Origin of the sequence: Enterobacter sp. PGRG2, from assembly GCF_030291195.1 — a bacterium.
Taxonomy (GTDB): Bacteria; Pseudomonadota; Gammaproteobacteria; order Enterobacterales; family Enterobacteriaceae; genus Enterobacter_D.
The window spans coordinates 3,066,071-3,082,326 of sequence record NZ_CP127837.1; the positions used below are offsets into that span (position 1 = coordinate 3,066,071).

At 56.1% G+C, this 16,256-nt stretch carries 15 protein-coding genes and 2 tRNA genes; 8 read left to right on the forward strand and 9 right to left on the reverse strand.

All coding sequences use genetic code 11. From position 1 onward, the window contains the following. The first annotated feature begins 474 nt into the window (after positions 1-474). The 7 genes from sufA to ldtE all read left to right on the forward strand — a co-directional run bounded on the left by sufA (position 475) and on the right by ldtE (position 7,091). On the forward strand, positions 475-843 hold the full coding sequence (sufA, locus tag QRD42_RS13635) for a Fe-S cluster assembly scaffold SufA (RefSeq protein WP_318363101.1): 369 nt from the start codon (positions 475-477) through the stop codon (positions 841-843). An 8-nt stretch (positions 844-851) separates the two neighbouring features. Then, positions 852-2,336: a Fe-S cluster assembly protein SufB gene (gene sufB / locus QRD42_RS13640; RefSeq protein WP_072568284.1), complete on the forward strand. Its 1,485-nt coding sequence runs from the start codon at positions 852-854 to the stop codon at positions 2,334-2,336. A 9-nt stretch (positions 2,337-2,345) separates the two neighbouring features. Next, positions 2,346-3,092, forward strand: coding sequence for a Fe-S cluster assembly ATPase SufC (gene sufC, locus QRD42_RS13645; protein ID WP_321987371.1), 747 nt, complete (start codon positions 2,346-2,348; stop codon positions 3,090-3,092). Continuing rightward, a complete protein-coding gene (gene sufD / locus QRD42_RS13650; RefSeq protein WP_321987372.1) occupies positions 3,067-4,338 on the forward strand; it encodes a Fe-S cluster assembly protein SufD in 1,272 nt (423 codons plus the stop codon). Before sufC ends, sufD begins: the two co-directional genes overlap by 26 nt. Then, positions 4,335-5,555, forward strand: a complete 1,221-nt coding sequence (gene sufS / locus QRD42_RS13655; RefSeq protein WP_321987373.1) for a cysteine desulfurase SufS — start codon at positions 4,335-4,337, stop codon at positions 5,553-5,555. Before sufD ends, sufS begins: the two co-directional genes overlap by 4 nt. 12 nt (positions 5,556-5,567) lie before the next feature. Continuing rightward, positions 5,568-5,984 (forward strand): cysteine desulfuration protein SufE, encoded by a 417-nt coding sequence (sufE, locus tag QRD42_RS13660; RefSeq protein WP_318363098.1) that lies wholly within the window; start codon positions 5,568-5,570, stop codon positions 5,982-5,984. Between the two features lie 99 nt (positions 5,985-6,083). Then, a complete protein-coding gene (gene ldtE, locus QRD42_RS13665; RefSeq protein ID WP_321987374.1) occupies positions 6,084-7,091 on the forward strand; it encodes a L,D-transpeptidase LdtE in 1,008 nt (335 codons plus the stop codon). A 63-nt stretch (positions 7,092-7,154) separates the two neighbouring features. Here ldtE and QRD42_RS13670 read toward each other — a convergent pair whose 3' ends face one another. From QRD42_RS13670 to mdtK, 8 genes are all read right to left on the reverse strand, one after another. After that, positions 7,155-7,391 (reverse strand): major outer membrane lipoprotein, encoded by a 237-nt coding sequence (locus QRD42_RS13670; RefSeq protein WP_007374746.1) that lies wholly within the window; start codon positions 7,389-7,391, stop codon positions 7,155-7,157. 308 nt (positions 7,392-7,699) lie between these two features. Next, positions 7,700-9,112, reverse strand: coding sequence for a pyruvate kinase PykF (gene pykF, locus QRD42_RS13675; protein ID WP_321987375.1), 1,413 nt, complete (start codon positions 9,110-9,112; stop codon positions 7,700-7,702). A 414-nt stretch (positions 9,113-9,526) separates the two neighbouring features. Then, positions 9,527-10,705: an MFS transporter gene (locus QRD42_RS13680; RefSeq protein ID WP_318373252.1), complete on the reverse strand. Its 1,179-nt coding sequence runs from the start codon at positions 10,703-10,705 to the stop codon at positions 9,527-9,529. An 18-nt stretch (positions 10,706-10,723) separates the two neighbouring features. Further along, positions 10,724-11,515, reverse strand: a complete 792-nt coding sequence (locus QRD42_RS13685) for an inositol monophosphatase family protein (RefSeq protein ID WP_321987376.1) — start codon at positions 11,513-11,515, stop codon at positions 10,724-10,726. Positions 11,516-11,632: 117 nt separating this feature from the next. After that, positions 11,633-12,406 carry a DeoR/GlpR family DNA-binding transcription regulator gene (locus QRD42_RS13690; protein ID WP_318363093.1) on the reverse strand — a complete coding sequence of 258 codons (774 nt, stop codon included), beginning with the start codon at positions 12,404-12,406 and terminating at the stop codon, positions 11,633-11,635. 98 nt (positions 12,407-12,504) lie between these two features. Further along, positions 12,505-12,581: transfer RNA gene (locus QRD42_RS13695), tRNA-Val, on the reverse strand. Between the two features lie 15 nt (positions 12,582-12,596). Next, positions 12,597-12,673: transfer RNA gene (locus QRD42_RS13700), tRNA-Val, on the reverse strand. Positions 12,674-12,823: 150 nt separating this feature from the next. Beyond that, positions 12,824-14,197 carry an MdtK family multidrug efflux MATE transporter gene (gene mdtK / locus QRD42_RS13705; RefSeq protein WP_072568294.1) on the reverse strand — a complete coding sequence of 458 codons (1,374 nt, stop codon included), beginning with the start codon at positions 14,195-14,197 and terminating at the stop codon, positions 12,824-12,826. Between the two features lie 223 nt (positions 14,198-14,420). Here mdtK and QRD42_RS13710 point away from each other — a divergent pair, with 223 nt between their 5' ends. Next, a complete protein-coding gene (locus QRD42_RS13710) occupies positions 14,421-15,053 on the forward strand; it encodes a riboflavin synthase subunit alpha (protein ID WP_321987377.1) in 633 nt (210 codons plus the stop codon). Positions 15,054-15,089: 36 nt separating this feature from the next. Here QRD42_RS13710 and cfa read toward each other — a convergent pair whose 3' ends face one another. After that, complete coding sequence (cfa, locus tag QRD42_RS13715; RefSeq protein ID WP_318363091.1) at positions 15,090-16,238, reverse strand: cyclopropane fatty acyl phospholipid synthase; 1,149 nt, start codon at positions 16,236-16,238, stop codon at positions 15,090-15,092. Positions 16,239-16,256 lie beyond the last annotated feature (18 nt).

Genomic DNA, 16,256 nt, shown 5'->3' on the forward strand with positions numbered 1-16,256 from the left:
TGCACTGCCGTACAGGCAGCCTCAAAATAAAGCCCGCGCAATCACATCACCGTAATGGTTCCGTAGCTACAAACAGCCCAGGCCCAATTTTGTCGGGTGGCGCTTCGCTTACCCGACCTGGCGCAACTGACCCGGCCTACAATGACAAACTTCGTCCCATGGGCACACTGCCCGCATCATTTGTCACGTTTATATTACAGAATTGTTATAAAATCCTATCTGATAAATAGGCATTGCCTATACATGTTTCATTTCTCCATGGTGTGTTAAAGACCACCGCATAAAAATATTTCATATTCAAATGCTTAGTTATCGCAGACCTTTCCGGTTAACCCGGTTGTGAGGGTCTATGCTTAATAGAACTGTGCAAAAAGAGCGCTTCAGGGAATAACCCTTTGGAATAGAGGTTGAAGTGATAATCATTATCACTAACATAGCGTTATGCCCTATGGCGCAATCACGTGAGGTAGACCTATGGAATTGCAAGCAGGAACCTTCGACCCCAACGATCCCGGTTGGCAGGGCCTGACATTAACGCCAGCCGCCGCGAAGCATATCCGCGCGCTGGTGGAAAAGCAGCCAGAGCTGCTCGGCGTACGTCTGGGTATCAAACAGACCGGTTGTGCCGGTTTTGGTTATGTTCTTGATACGGTTTCCGATCCGGTGGCAGACGATCTGCTGTTCGAGTTCGACGGCGCGCGTCTCTACGTGCCGCTTCAGGCGATGCCCTTTATTGACGGCACCGAAGTGGACTATGTGCGCGAAGGACTGAATCAGATTTTCAAATTCAATAACCCGAAAGCGCAGCACGAATGCGGCTGCGGCGAAAGCTTTGGGGTATAGGCGGTACTATGTCTCGTAATACTGAAGCGACTGACGATGTCAAAACCTGGTCCGGCCCGCTGAATTACAAAGAGGGCTTCTTCACCCGGTTACAGACGGACGAAATGGCTCACGGCATCAATGAAGATGTCGTGCGGGCGATCTCGGCCAAACGCAACGAACCTGAATGGATGCTGGAGTTCCGCCTGAAGGCCTATCATGCCTGGCTGGAAATGGAAGAACCGCACTGGCTTAAAGCCCATTACGACAAGCTGGATTATCAGGATTACAGCTACTACTCCGCGCCATCCTGCGGCAACTGCGACGACACCTGCGCCTCGCAGCCAGGCGCGGTACAGCAAACCGGCGCCGGCAGCTATCTGACCGACGAAGTGGAAGAAGCTTTTAATCAGCTGGGCGTACCGGTGCGTGAAGGGCGCGAAGTGGCGATGGACGCCATTTTTGACTCCGTCTCCGTGGCCACCACTTACCGTGAAAAACTCGCGGAACATGGCGTGATCTTCAGCTCGTTCGGGGAAGCGATCCACGATCACCCGGAGCTGGTGCAGAAGTATCTCGGCACCGTGGTGCCGTCGAACGATAACTTCTTTGCAGCGCTCAACGCGGCAGTCGCTTCGGACGGCACCTTTATCTACATCCCGAAAGGGGTACGTTGCCCGATGGAGCTGTCCACCTATTTCCGTATCAACGCGGAAAAAACCGGTCAGTTCGAGCGCACCATTTTGATCGCCGATGAAGGCAGCTACGTCAGCTATATCGAAGGCTGTTCCGCGCCGGTGCGCGACAGCTACCAGCTCCATGCGGCGGTGGTGGAAGTGATCATCCATAAAGACGCGGAAGTGAAATACTCCACCGTGCAGAACTGGTTCCCCGGCGATAACAACACCGGCGGTATTCTGAACTTCGTCACCAAGCGTGCGCTGTGTGAAGGCGAAAACAGCAAAATGTCCTGGACGCAGTCGGAAACCGGGTCGGCCATTACCTGGAAATACCCGAGCTGCATTCTGCGCGGTGACAACTCCATCGGCGAGTTCTATTCGGTGGCGCTGACCAGCGGGCATCAGCAGGCGGATACCGGCACCAAGATGATCCACATCGGCAAGAACACCCGTTCGACCATTATCTCGAAAGGGATCTCCGCCGGGAAAAGTCAGAACAGCTATCGCGGGCTGGTAAAAATCATGCCGACCGCCACTAACGCGCGTAACTTTACCCAGTGTGACTCGATGCTGATTGGCCCGGACTGCGGCGCTCACACCTTCCCGTATGTGGAATGCCGCAATAACAGCGCGCAGCTGGAGCACGAAGCTACCACCTCGCGTATCGGCGAAGATCAGCTGTTCTACTGCCTGCAACGCGGCATCAGCGAAGAAGATGCGATCTCGATGATCGTCAACGGCTTCTGTAAGGATGTTTTCTCCGAGCTGCCGCTGGAGTTTGCCGTTGAAGCCCAGAAATTACTCGCCATCAGCCTTGAGCACAGCGTCGGTTAAGGAAATTACATGTTAAGCATTAAAGATTTGCAGGTTGCCGTTGAAGATAAAGAGATCCTGCGCGGTCTGAACCTTGAAGTGCGTCCTGGTGAAGTGCACGCCATTATGGGGCCAAACGGCTCCGGGAAAAGTACGCTCTCAGCCACCCTTGCCGGGCGCGAAGATTATGAAGTGACCGGTGGTTCAGTGCAGTTCCACGGCAAAGATCTGCTGGAGCTGTCGCCGGAAGAGCGTTCGGGCGAAGGCATCTTTATGGCGTTCCAGTATCCGGTGGAAATCCCCGGCGTCAGTAACCAGTTCTTCCTGCAAACCGCGCTCAACGCCGTGCGCAAATATCGTGGGCTGGATGAGCTGGATCGCTTTGACTTCCAGGATCTGATGGAAGAGAAAATCAAGCTGCTGAAAATGCCGGAAGATCTGCTGACGCGCTCGGTTAACGTCGGTTTCTCCGGCGGCGAGAAAAAGCGTAACGACATTCTGCAAATGGCGGTGCTGGAGCCGGAACTGTGCATTCTCGATGAAACGGATTCCGGTCTGGATATCGATGCGCTGAAAATCGTTGCCGAAGGGGTGAACTCCCTGCGCGACGAAAAGCGCGCCTTTATCATCGTCACGCACTACCAGCGCATTCTGGATTACATCAAGCCCGACTTTGTGCACGTGCTGTACCAGGGCCGCATTGTGAAATCCGGTGATTTTACGCTGGTGAAACAACTGGAGGAGCAGGGCTATGGCTGGCTTACCGAACAGCAGTAACGCGCTGCAACAGTGGCATCATCTGTTTGAAATCGAGGGCAGCGCGCGTTCGGAACAGGCGCAGCAGCATCTGCAACAGGTGCTGCGTTTAGGGCTGCCGACGCGTAAGCACGAAAACTGGAAATACACGCCGCTGGAAGGGCTGCTCAGCAGCCACTTTGTCAGCACGCAGACCCGGTTATCCGCCGCACAGCGTGACGCGCTGGCTCTGCCGGTGGACGCGGTGCGACTGGTGTTTGTCGACGGGCGCTTTGACGCCGAACTCAGCGACAGTACCGAAAACAGCGGCTTTGTGGTCAGCATTAACGACGAGCGCGCGGCGCTGCCCGCGCCGGTACAGCCGGAAGTGTTTCTGCATCTGACGGAAAGCCTGGCGCACAGCGTCACCCATATCCGCGTGGCGCGCAATCAGCGTCCGGCGAAGCCGCTGCTGCTGATGCATATCACCCAGGGGCTGGCGGGCGAGGAGATGAACACCGCCCACTATCGTCATCATCTGGATCTGGAGCAGGGCGCAGAGGCGACGGTCTATGAGCATTACGTCAGCCTGAACGATCAGCGGCATTTTACCGGCTCGCGTCTGACCATGAACGTGGCGGCCAATGCGCAGTTGCATCACGCGAAGCTGGCGTTTGAAAATCCGCAGAGCTACCACTTTGCGCATAACGATATTCTGCTGGCCGCCGATGCCGCCGCGCACAGCCACAGTTTTCTGCTCGGCGGGGCGGTGCTGCGTCACAACACCAGCATGGCGCTGAACGGCGAAAACACCACGCTGCGCGTGAACAGCCTGGTGATGCCGGTGAACAGTGAAGTGTGCGACACCCGTACCTGGCTTGCCCATAACAAGGGCTACTGCAACAGCCGTCAGCTGCACAAAACTATCGTCTCTGATAAAGGCCGCGCCGTATTCAACGGGCTGATTAACGTGGCGCAGCACGCCATTAAAACCGACGGGCAGATGACCAACAACAATCTGCTGCTTGGCCGTCTGTCGGAAGTGGATACCAAACCGCAGCTGGAAATTTACGCCGATGACGTAAAATGCAGCCACGGCGCGACCATTGGCCGCATCGACGATGAACAAATGTTTTACCTGCGCTCGCGCGGCATTGATGAGAAGGCCGCGCAGCAAATGATCATCTACGCCTTTGCCGCTGAACTGACGGAAGCCATCAGCGACGAGGCGCTCAGGCATGAGGTACTGTCCCGTATCGGTCAGCGCCTGCCAGGGGGCATCGCATGAGTTTTTCCGTTGAGCGCGTACGGGCGGATTTTCCGGTTCTGACGCGTGAAGTGAATGGCCAGCCGCTGGCGTATCTCGACAGCGCCGCCAGCGCACAAAAACCCAATCAGGTGATTGATGCCGAAGCGGAGTTTTACCGCCACGGCTACGCCGCTGTGCACCGCGGCATTCATACCCTGAGTGCCGAAGCCACCCAGCGCATGGAAAACGTGCGTACGCTGGCGTCGCGGTTTATCAACGCCCGTACGCCGGAAGAGCTGGTGTTCGTGCGCGGTACCACCGAGGGCATCAACCTCGTCGCCAACAGCTGGGGCAACAGCAATGTGGCGGCGGGTGACAACATCATCATCACCGCCATGGAGCATCACGCCAATATCGTGCCCTGGCAGATGCTGTGTGAACGCACCGGCGCTGAGCTGCGCGTGATCCCGATTAATCAGGATGGCACGCTGCAACTGGACGCCCTTGCCGGGCTGCTCGATGACCGCACGCGGCTGGTGGCGGTGACGCACGTCTCTAACGTGCTCGGCACTGAGAATCCGCTGGCGGCGATCATCGCTCAGGCGCATCAACAGGGCGCAAAAGTGCTGGTGGACGGTGCGCAGGCGGTGATGCATCACGCGGTGGACGTGCAGGCGCTGGACTGCGATTTTTACGTCTTCTCCGCCCATAAACTGTATGGCCCGACCGGTATCGGCATTCTTTATGTAAAAGAGGCGATCCTGCAGGCGATGCCGCCGTGGGAAGGGGGCGGGGCGATGATCGCCACCGTCAGCCTGACGGAAGGCACCACTTGGGCGAAAGCGCCGTGGCGCTTCGAGGCGGGCACGCCGAATACCGGGGCGATTATCGGTTTTGGTGCTGCCATCGAGTACGTCACTGCGCTGGGACTGGACGCCATTGCCGAACACGAACGCGGACTGATGCGTTATGCGCTTAACGCGCTGGCGGAGGTCCCGGATCTGACGCTTTACGGCCCGGCGGATCGTCTGGGGGTTATTGCCTTTAATCTGGGGAAACATCACGCCTATGACGTGGGCAGTTTTCTCGATAATTACGGTGTTGCGGTGCGTACCGGACATCACTGCGCGATGCCGCTGATGGCGTTTTACAATGTGCCGGCCATGTGCCGCGCGTCGCTGGTGATGTACAACACGCAAGAAGAAGTGGATCGTCTGGTAGCCGGACTGAAACGCATTCATCAGTTATTAGGCTGACAGGGGGACGAGATGGCCGCTTTACCCGATAAAGAAAAACTGTTGCGCAACTTCACCCGTTGCGCCAACTGGGAAGAGAAGTATCTCTATATCATTGAACTGGGCCAGCGTCTGCCGGAACTGGCAGCAGAGGCGCACAGCCCGGAAAATATTATTCAGGGCTGCCAGAGCCAGGTATGGATCGTCATGCAGCGCCGGGATGATGGCGTGATTGAACTCCAGGGCGACAGCGATGCCGCCATCGTCAAGGGGCTGATTGCGGTGGTGTTTATTCTGTATCAACAGATGACCGCGCAGGATATCGTCGCCTTTGACGTACGCCCATGGTTTGAAAAAATGTCTCTCGCCCAGCATTTAACGCCTTCCCGCTCGCAGGGTCTGGAAGCAATGATCCGCGCAATACGTACGAAAGCAGCAAACATTAGCTAAACTCAAAAGACAGCGACTATCCTGTTATGCGGGGCAGATTTCTGCCTCGCTGGTTTATCAGCCTTCTGGCGCACTGCCAGTGATTACAGGAGTTTAAGCATGAAGCGCGCGTCTCTAATAACATTAAGCCTTATCGGCGCTTACAGCGTCATTCAGAGTGCCTGGGCGGCCGATTATCCATTACCGCCGGCGGGCAGGCGTCTCATCGGTCAGAATCAGACTTATGTCGTGCAACCTCAGGATCGTAATTTGCAGGCCATCGGCCGTCATTTTGACACCGGCGCGATGCTGCTTGTCGAAGCCAACGATACCATGGCGCCGGTACCCGCCCCGGGCACAACCCTGACCATTCCAACGCAGATGCTGCTGCCGGACAGCCCGCGGGAGGGGATCATCGTCAACCTGGCGGAGCTGCGTCTCTATTTTTATCCGCCGGGAAAAGACATTGTACAGGTCTTCCCGATTGGTATCGGTCAACAGGGGCTGGAAACGCCCGTCGCCGAGACGCGCGTCAGCCAGAAGATCCCCAATCCTACCTGGACGCCGCCTGCGGGCATACGCGCGCGTTCTAAAGCGAAGGGCATTGAGTTGCCCGCCGTGGTGCCAGCAGGCCCTTATAACCCTCTGGGGCGCTATGCGCTGCGTCTGGGGCTGGGCAACGGCGAATATCTCATTCACGGCACCAACGCTCAGGACAGCGTAGGCCTGCGCGTCAGCTCCGGCTGCATTCGTATGGGCGCGCCGGATATCGAAGCGCTGTTCTCCCAGGTGAACACTGGGACGCCGGTGCGCATCATCAACGAACCGGTCAAATACTCCGTGGAGCCGGATGGCCGCCACTATATCGAAGTGCACCGCCCGCTGGCTTCCACCCTTGAGGAGAACACCCAGACGGTGCCGATCACGCTGACCGCCACCTTTAGCGATTTTATTCGTCAGGCGGGCGGGGATCAGACGGCGATTGATAAGGCGATGGTGCGCCGTGCCGGTTACCCGGTGGCGATCCCTGCCGCAAAGAACGCGCAGGCAAACCCGACAGCCGTACTGTCAGCAAAGAATGGTGATCCGGCGGCGGCGAACGAGAACGGGAAAGTGATGACGCAGTAACCGAAGGTAAATCGCAGGCAAAAAAAATGGCGCACAATGTGCGCCATTTTATTACAGGAACTCTTACTTACGGTAAGAGTGAGCCTGGTTGTCCAGACGCTGGTTAGCGCGAGCTGCGTCGTCTTTAGCAGCCTGAACGTCAGAACGGATTGCGTTCACGTCGTTGCTCAGCTGGTCAACTTTAGCGTTCAGAGTCTGAACGTCAGAAGACAGCTGATCGATTTTAGCATTGCTGGAGCAACCAGCCAGCAGAGTAGAACCCAGGATTACCGCGCCCAGTACCAGTTTAGTACGATTCATTATTAATACCCTCTAGATTGAGTTAATCTCCATGTAGCGTTACAAGTATTACACAAACTTTTTTATATTGAGAATATTTTTTTGTTGGGAATACCCTTAAATTTGACTGTTCGCTCAAAGAAACACCGACTTTGCGGACGCACAGAAAAAAACTGTGTGAAAACAGACCGCTTTCATCGGATTCATCTTAGAACAAAGTCAGTTAAATAGTGCATTTCGATTTGCACTTATAGTAAATCGTTATTGGATGAATAAAAAAAAGCGCCACAAGGGCGCTTTTTTAATCAGATTAATTTGTACGGCAATTATTACAGTACGTGCACAGAAGCAGTATTGGTTGTGCCGCTTGGAACCAGCGCGCCGGAAACCATTACCACAACTTCACCTTTCTGAGCCAGGCCGCTTTCCAGCGCCACTTCTTTACCCAGGCGGTAGAAATCGTCAGTGGAAGAAATTTCTTTCACCAGCTGCGCGGTAACGCCTTTGCTGAGCACCAGCTGACGGGCAGTGACTTCGTTAGTGGTCAGCGCCAGGATGGTGGCATCCGGGAAGTATTTACGGATAGCGCGCGCAGATTTACCGCCCTGGGTCGCTACCACGATCAGCGGAGCAGCCAGTTTTTCGGCAGTTTCAACAGCGCCACGGCACACGGCTTCGGTGATGCGCAGTTTACGGCTGTCGTTGTTAAACTCCAGACGGCTGGTCATCACGCGGTCAGTACGCTCGCAGATGGTCGCCATGATGGAGACGGCTTCCAGCGGGTATTTACCCTTGGCAGACTCACCAGACAGCATTACGGCATCGGTACCGTCCAGGATGGCGTTAGCCACGTCGCCTGCTTCCGCACGGGTCGGACGCGGGTTTTTGATCATGGAATCCAGCATCTGGGTCGCGGTGATCACCACTTTACGGGCGCGGATACATTTTTCGATCATCATCTTCTGCGCGAAGATCACTTCTTCAACCGGGATCTCAACGCCCAGGTCGCCACGCGCAACCATGATGCCGTCAGAGGCTTCGAGGATTTCGTCGAAGTTGTTCAGGCCTTCCTGGTTTTCGATTTTGGAGATGATCTGGATGTGCTCGCCGCCGTGCGCTTTCAGGTGCTCACGGATTTCCACCACGTCAGAACGCTTACGGATAAAGGATGCCGCAACGAAGTCAACTCCTTGCTCGCAGCCAAAGATCAGGTCTTGTTTGTCTTTTTCTGCCAGCGCAGGCAGGGCGATGGAAACGCCCGGCAGGTTAACGCCTTTGTTCTCGCCCAGGTCGCCGTTGTTCAGCACTTTACAGATAACTTTGTTGCCTTCGATGGCGGTCACTTCCATACCGATCAGACCATCGTCAACCAGTACGGTGTTGCCAACGGACAGGTCATTGGTGAAGCCTTCGTAAGTGACAGCAACGATATCGCTGTTACCCACAACGGTTTTGTCCGTGGTGAAGGTGAAGGTCTGGCCTGCTTTCAGGGAGACGTCGTTACCGCCTTCCAGCTTGATGGTACGGATTTCCGGACCTTTGGTGTCCAGCAGGATCGCGGCTTTCTTGCCTGTCTTGCTCATCACGTTGCGCAAGTTTTTGATGCGCTGACCGTGTTCTGCATAGTCACCGTGGGAGAAGTTCAGACGCATCACGTTCATGCCGGCGTCCAGCATTTTGGTCAGCATCTCTTCTGATTCGGTTTTTGGGCCGATTGTGCAAACAATTTTGGTCTTTTTCATGACAGTCTTAGTCTTTAAGTTGAGAAGGATATGGAAATAACGCTCCGGGGGCGCACCGCCGCGGAGTCAAACCGGTGTTGCGAAAGTTTTGCGATGTCACGTCATAAGAATAGGTGACATCAAAAAAAGCGTGCAGAGGAATATGTGCTTGTGTATCAGCCCAGGGGGGAATGAGTCGCTGTGATAGTTGAATATTACAGTTCAATGAGCTGAAACCATTCAAGAGTCAATTGGCGCGCATTATACGATGAAAAACAGTCAAAAGGAAAATGAAAACAGCGTTTCAAAATGCATCTGTGCAGATTCACAACGAAGTGTTATCAAGGTGTTAAGTAAAGACAGAAATAATTTCAGGCACTTAATAAAATTAACAGGCCCGAGGGGGTAAAACCCGACGGGCCTGTTGCGCTCACCTTAAACTTTCACCAGCCTTGAGACCAGCGCCACGCCCACCATGGCGATGGCCACCACCACAAAGGCAGCGCTCAGACTGCTGTGATGCGCAATGCCGCCGATACTGGCCGGGCCCGCCAGTACGCCCATGTAGCCGAGCGTAGTGACGGCAGGCACCGCCAGCACCTGCGGCATGGCAGTCTGACGTCCGATTGCCGAAAACATCACCGGCACGATGTTTGCGCAACCCAGGCCGATCAACGCGTAACCCGTCAGCGACAGCGCCCAGGCATCAGACGCCACCGTCAGTAACAGGCCTGCGGCGGCCAGCAGCGCGCCGACAAAGACCACCGGCTGCTGGCCGAGGCGGGCGACAACGCGGTCGCCGGTTAACCGCCCCAGCGTCATAGTGGCGGCGAAGCAGGCAAAACCCAGCCCGCCGCGCGCTTCCGGCAGCCCGCGGTATTCGGTGAGGAACACCGCGCTCCAGTCCAGCACCGCGCCTTCCGCCAGAAACACCACGAAGCAGATACCGCCAAGCAGCAGCACGATACCGTGCGGCACCGCAAAGGCCGGACCTTCCTGCGGATTCGCGTAGCTGAGAAAACCGCGCACACACACCAGCAGTAACGCTATCACAATAAGGGTGGTGGCAAGACTGGCCGCCTGGGCGGAAAGCCCCAGCGACATCATGCCGCTCATCGCGCCGGCACCGGCAATCCCACCCACGCTGTAAAAGCCGTGAAAGCCGGACATCAGCGGGCGGGGAGACGCTTTTTCGACAATGATCGCCTGTACGTTCATCGCGCAGTCGGTGGTGCCGATACCAATACCGAACAGCAGCAGCGCCAGCGCCAGCAGTCGCGCATCCTGGGTTATCGCCAGCAGCGGCAGAATGGCGCAGAAAATCAGCACCGACACCACCATCACCCGACGACAGCCAAAGCGGGCGGTCAGCGCGCCGGTAAGCGGCATCGCCACCAGCGCGCCGCCGCCGAGGCACAGCAGCAGCAGGCCTAACGTGCCGTCGCTGACGCCGGTATTGTACTTGGCGAAGGGCACCAGTGCCGCCCAGGCCGCGGTGGCAAAGCCCGCCATAAAGAAGACAATGCGCGTCGCCCGCTGCTCGTTTCTGCCGGGCAGTGCGCGCGACGCACCACCGGTAGCGGGTAATTCCAGGGCTGCGTTTTTATTGCTCATAGACATCCTGTAAAACCATCAGCTGTTAAGAATTTTCAGCGCTTCGTCATGCAGACGCGGGCAGCCGGACGCCAGAATACGGCCACCGGCTTCCGGGCGATCGCCCGACAGCGTGGTGACCACGCCGCCCGCCTGTTCGACGATCGGAACGAAGGCCACAATATCGTAAGGTTGCAGCGCATATTCCAGACAAAGATCGATTTGACCGGCTGCCAGCATCGCCATCGCATAGCACTCCCCGCCGTAGCGGGTCATCAGGGTCGCGCTGTGCAGCGCCGCAAAGTTCACGTCCGGGGTGTGGCCAATCGGCTCCGGCGAGGTGGTATGCAAAATCGCCTGATTAAGCGACAGTCCTTTGCGGGTGGTCATGACACCGCTGCCCTGCGGACCGCTGCGCCAGGCCTGTTTCCCGTCCGCCCAGAAGCGTTCGCCGGTAAAGGGCTGGCCCATCATGCCCAGCTGACCGCGACCTTCCACCGTCAGGCCGATCAGCGTGCCCCACACCGGCAGACCGCACAGAAACGGGCGGGTACCGTCCACCGGATCCAGCACCCATTGCAGCGGGCCGTCGCCGGTGGTCCCAAACTCTTCGCCCATGATGGAATGGGAAGGGTAGCGTTCGTTGATAATGGCGCGCATCACCCGCTCGGCTTCACGATCGGCGTCGGTTACCGGATCAAAGCGAAAGCCCTCTTTGGGTTTGGAGCCGACATGCAGATTTAAGCCGGAGCGAAAACGCGGCAGCGTCTCTTTATCGGCGGCGTCGGCCAGTTCATGGAGGAAAGCGACATCGGGCAGGGAATGGTTCATGTTTCGATCCTTTTAAGCGTGAACAACGGCAGGGCGCAGAAAAACTTTCTGCTTGGTTATGCTCGATTATGCGCGATCGTGTGCAAGAGTACAAACGGCCCTGCGCATTATTTTTGTTCAGCTGGCGAGGATCACGTCCAGTTTTTTACTGCGCAGCGCTTTCAGCGCCTGTTCGCTCACGGCGTCATCGATCACCAGCGTCGTGATCTCTTCGCTGGTGGCGACCTGATAACGGGCAAGAGTAGCGATTTTATCGGCGGTCAGGGTGACGATGATGTCGCTGCTGCGCGTCACCAGACATTTTTTGAATTCGGCATCGTCATACTCAAACACCGTCACGCCTTCGTCCGCGTCAAAAGCGCAGGCGCCAAGCAGACACTGATCGAAAAACATTTTTTCAATGTGGCGCAGGGTATCAATACCGGTCGCGCCGCCCGTCTCTTTATTGATCCGCCCGCCGGGGAAGATGATTTCCACCGCCTCATGGTGCATCAGTTCAGCGGCGATTAACGGGGAATTGGTGACGGCGGTAAGGATAATACCGGGGGGTAACTGGCGGGCGATGGCGAGATTTGTCGTCCCGGCATCAAAAAAAACGCAGCTTTCGGGTTTGATCAGCGATACCGCGCGGCGGGCGAGCTGTTCTTTTTTATCGCTGTTAAGGTTTTCGCGCTTCAGAAAATTACCGGAAGGGGGAAGCACGCTGACCGCGCCGCCATAAACACGCTTGCACAGGCCAAGATTCGCCAGCTCTTTAAGGTCGCGGCGAATAGTGTGTTCGGAGACGTTAAGCTCAGGCGCGAGCTGGGCGCACACGACTTTGCCGTTAAGGGCTAAAAGCTGCTTTATTTTTTCCTGACGCTGCTCGGGAAATTCGGCGTAATCAAACATAGTGGCCCACTGAAATCATCACAGGTACGCATAAGCGAGCATGATGGGATAAAGCGGTCAGGGAGTCAAACAGGAACAAAAGGGAGAGTATTGCTGAATGGTGCGTCCGAGTGGACTCGAACCACCGACCCCCACCATGTCAAGGTGGTGCTCTAACCAACTGAGCTACGGACGCACTGTACAGAAAGAATGGTGCGTTCAATTGGACTCGAACCAACGACCCCCACCATGTCAAGGTGGTGCTCTAACCAACTGAGCTATGAACGCATTGTTGTGCTGACAACGGGGACGAATATTAGCGGCAGGGCGCGGCCGTGGCAAGCGGAAAAAAGCAATTTTCATTCTGATTTCACGCGATTGCGGAACAACTGCGCAAAATGTTGAGAAAGTAGCCGCCCGCAGGCGGCTACACTGTACTTAACGCGCCGCGCGGGCGAGGATCACCCCTGAAGGCTGACGTTGCAGGTAACGCATGCGCAGCATCATCAGGATGGCTGCCGAGGTCAGGCCGATGATAAAGCCCATCCAGAAACCGGCAGGACCCATGCGATCCACCACCAGATCGGTCAGCGCCAGCACATAGCCGCTCGGCAATCCCAGCACCCAGTAGGCGGTAAAGGTAATAAAGAAGATGGAGCGCGTATCTTTATAGCCACGCAGAATACCGCTGCCGACCACCTGGATGGAATCGGAAAGCTGATACACCGCCGCCATCAGCATTAACTGCGAGGCCAGATGCACCACTTCCGGATTGTCGTTATACAGCAGGGCAATATCTTCCCGCAGCGCGACGGTGAAGATCGCGGTGACGACCGCCATGCAGACGCCTACCGCCAGCCCGGTTCGCGCGGCGGTTTGCGCATCCAGCGTCGAGCCCTGGCCCAGGCGATAACCCACGCGAATGGTGACCGCTGCCGCCAGCGACATCGGCAGGACGAACATCAGCGAGCTGAAGTTAAGGGCGATCTGGTGCCCGGCCACATCGACAATGCCAAGGGGCGACACCAGCAGCGCCACCACGGCGAACAGCGTCACCTCAAAGAACAGCGCGAGGGCGATGGGCAGCCCCAGTTGCGCCAGGCGCAGCAGCACGGCGGGATCCGGTTTGCCAAAACGCATATCGTTACGGATGTCGCGCATGGAGCGCGCGCGCTTAATGTAGGAGACCATGCAGACGAACATCATCCAGTACACCGTTGCCGTCGCCACGCCGCAGCCGACGCCGCCCATCTCCGGCATACCGAAATGACCATAAATAAGCACATAGTTGATAGGGATATTCACCAGCAGGCCGAGAAAACCAAACACCATGCCGGGCTTGGTTTTCGCCAGCCCTTCACACTGGTTACGCGCCACCTGGAAGAACAGATAGCCAGGCGCGCCCCACAGCAGGGCGCGCAGATAGCGCACCGCTTTGTCTGCCAGTTCGGGATCGATATTGTGCATCGCATGAATGATATGACCCGCGTTCCACAGCACGATCATGATCAGCACCGACACGCCGCCCGCCAGCCAGAAACCCTGGCGTACCTGGTGGGCAATACGGTCGCGGCGGCCGGAGCCGTTCAGTTGCGCAACCGTCGGCGTCAGCGCCAGCAGCAGCCCGTGACCAAAAAGAATGGCGGGCAGCCAGATAGAGGTACCAATAGCCACCGCCGCCATGTCGGTGGCGCTGTAGCCGCCCGCCATCACGGTATCGACGAAACCCATCGCGGTCTGGGCGATTTGCGCAATGATCACCGGGATCGCCAGTGCTAATAACTGACGCGCTTCAAGAAAGTACTTCTGCACGTGAACACCTGTTGAATTGTAGTTATATGAAAAACTGAATAGCCGCCGTTACTGGCAGCAAAAGATTTGCAGGAGAAATAACCAGTACATTGTAGCGGGGAAATGCGATTAATCCAGAGAAAAAACAGCGTAATAAGTGCCGAGACTGGCAACCTCATTTTTCACCTGTTATTGTGCTGGTATAAACTCGGTTAACCGAATTAATGATACAGGAGCACCAGGCATGTTTACCGGTATTGTACAGGGCACGGCAAAAGTGGTGTCCATTGATGAGAAACCCAATTTCCGCACGCACGTCGTGGAGTTGCCAGACACCATGCTGGATGGCCTGGAGACGGGCGCGTCCGTGGCGCACAACGGTTGCTGCCTGACCGTAACGGAAATTAACGGCAACCTTATCAGTTTCGACTTAATGAAAGAGACGCTGCGTATTACCAATCTCGGTGAATTAGCCCCCGGCGATTATGTGAATGTTGAGCGTGCGGCAAAATTCAGTGATGAAATTGGCGGACATTTAATGTCAGGTCATATTATCACTACCGCGGAAGTGGTTAAGATCCTGGCGTCAGAAAATAATCGTCAGATCTGGTTTAAAGTCCAGGATCCGACGCTGATGAAGTATATTCTTTATAAAGGATTTATCGGTATTGACGGTATTAGCCTGACGGTAGGCGAGGTGACGCCGACGCGCTTCTGCGTACACCTGATCCCGGAAACGCTGGAGCGCACCACGCTCAGCAGCAAAAAACTGGGCAGCCGCGTCAATATCGAAATCGATCCCCAGACCCAGGCGGTGGTGGACACCGTCGAACGCGTAATGGCGGCCCGGGTGGTGGTGGTCGAGCGCGACGAGTAAATCCCACAAAAAACCCCGGCAAGCCGGGGTTTTTTATCAACGCGCCACGCGCAGGCCGTTTTCCACGCCCCGGCTGAACACCACCTGCCAGAGCTGAATATCCCGCGCGCGGAACGCCCCCGCACAGGCATTGAGATAGTAGCTGAACATCCTTCTGAAACGATCGGAATAATTGCCGGCAATCTCCGGCCAGGCGGCCTGAAAACGGCTGTGCCAGGCCATCAGCGTTTTATCATAATCCGAACCGAAGTTATGCCAGTCTTCCATCACAAAATGCGGCTCGCTGGCGGTGGCGATTTGTCGCACCGACGGCAGGCAGCCGTTAGGGAAGATGTACTTATTAATCCAGGGATCGACGTGGTGGTCAGTTTTATTCGAGCCGATAGTGTGCAGTAAAAACAGGCCGTCAGGTTTCAGATTGCGATCGACAACCTCAAAATAGGTGGCGTAGTTTTTAGGACCAACGTGTTCGAACATGCCGACAGAGACGATGCGGTCAAACTGCTCGTTAAGATCGCGATAATCCTGGAGCAAAATAGTCACATCGAGATCCTGACAGCGTTCCTGCGCCATTTTTTGCTGTTCCGCAGAAATCGTTACGCCCACCACGCTGACGTCATAATGCTGCGCCATGTACTGCGCAAGCCCACCCCAGCCACAGCCGATGTCGAGCACACGCATTCCGGGCTGGAGCTGTAACTTTTCGCAAATCAGTTTTAGCTTGGCAAGCTGGGCGTCTGCCAGCGTCGTGGCATCCTTCCAGTAGGCGCAAGAGTATTGCATTTGCGGATCCAGCATGCGGCTGAACAGATCATTACCCAAATCGTAATGCTCTTTGCCGACGATCCATGCCCGGCGCTTGCTCTGCAAATTAAATAATCTGGCGCCCGCTATACGCAGTGTATCTTTGAGATGGTGCGGGAGCTGGTTTTCAAGACCGGCACGCAGGACGTTGTTGAAGAAAATGTCCAGCCGTTCGCAATCCCACCAGCCGTCCATATAACTTTCACCCAGCCCCAGCGATCCTTCCTGCAGCACGCGTTTAAAAAAATGAGGATTTTTGACCTGAATATCTGCCGGGGACGAACCGTTGATTGTGATCCCCGCCCGGCCAAGCAGTTCGCTTACGATACGAAACCAGTCATCATCCCGTATGTTAACGTCTTCTATGCACGATGAACTCATAGCTTCTCCATCACCTGT

What these genes read in the sequence shown, in the direction of transcription:
- sufB (WP_072568284.1), top strand. Translation starts at nt 852, where the DNA reads ATGTCTCGTAATACTGAAGCGACTGACGATGTCAAAACCTGGTCCGGC.
- QRD42_RS13670 (WP_007374746.1), bottom strand. Translation starts at nt 7,391, where the DNA reads ATGAATCGTACTAAACTGGTACTGGGCGCGGTAATCCTGGGTTCTACT.
- ldtE (WP_321987374.1), top strand. Translation starts at nt 6,084, where the DNA reads ATGAAGCGCGCGTCTCTAATAACATTAAGCCTTATCGGCGCTTACAGC.
- QRD42_RS13710 (WP_321987377.1), top strand. Translation starts at nt 14,421, where the DNA reads ATGTTTACCGGTATTGTACAGGGCACGGCAAAAGTGGTGTCCATTGAT.
- pykF (WP_321987375.1), bottom strand. Translation starts at nt 9,112, where the DNA reads ATGAAAAAGACCAAAATTGTTTGCACAATCGGCCCAAAAACCGAATCA.
- QRD42_RS13690 (WP_318363093.1), bottom strand. Translation starts at nt 12,406, where the DNA reads ATGTTTGATTACGCCGAATTTCCCGAGCAGCGTCAGGAAAAAATAAAG.
- sufD (WP_321987372.1), top strand. Translation starts at nt 3,067, where the DNA reads ATGGCTGGCTTACCGAACAGCAGTAACGCGCTGCAACAGTGGCATCAT.
- cfa (WP_318363091.1), bottom strand. Translation starts at nt 16,238, where the DNA reads ATGAGTTCATCGTGCATAGAAGACGTTAACATACGGGATGATGACTGG.
- QRD42_RS13685 (WP_321987376.1), bottom strand. Translation starts at nt 11,515, where the DNA reads ATGAACCATTCCCTGCCCGATGTCGCTTTCCTCCATGAACTGGCCGAC.
- sufA (WP_318363101.1), top strand. Translation starts at nt 475, where the DNA reads ATGGAATTGCAAGCAGGAACCTTCGACCCCAACGATCCCGGTTGGCAG.
- sufS (WP_321987373.1), top strand. Translation starts at nt 4,335, where the DNA reads ATGAGTTTTTCCGTTGAGCGCGTACGGGCGGATTTTCCGGTTCTGACG.
- QRD42_RS13680 (WP_318373252.1), bottom strand. Translation starts at nt 10,705, where the DNA reads ATGAGCAATAAAAACGCAGCCCTGGAATTACCCGCTACCGGTGGTGCG.
- sufC (WP_321987371.1), top strand. Translation starts at nt 2,346, where the DNA reads ATGTTAAGCATTAAAGATTTGCAGGTTGCCGTTGAAGATAAAGAGATC.
- sufE (WP_318363098.1), top strand. Translation starts at nt 5,568, where the DNA reads ATGGCCGCTTTACCCGATAAAGAAAAACTGTTGCGCAACTTCACCCGT.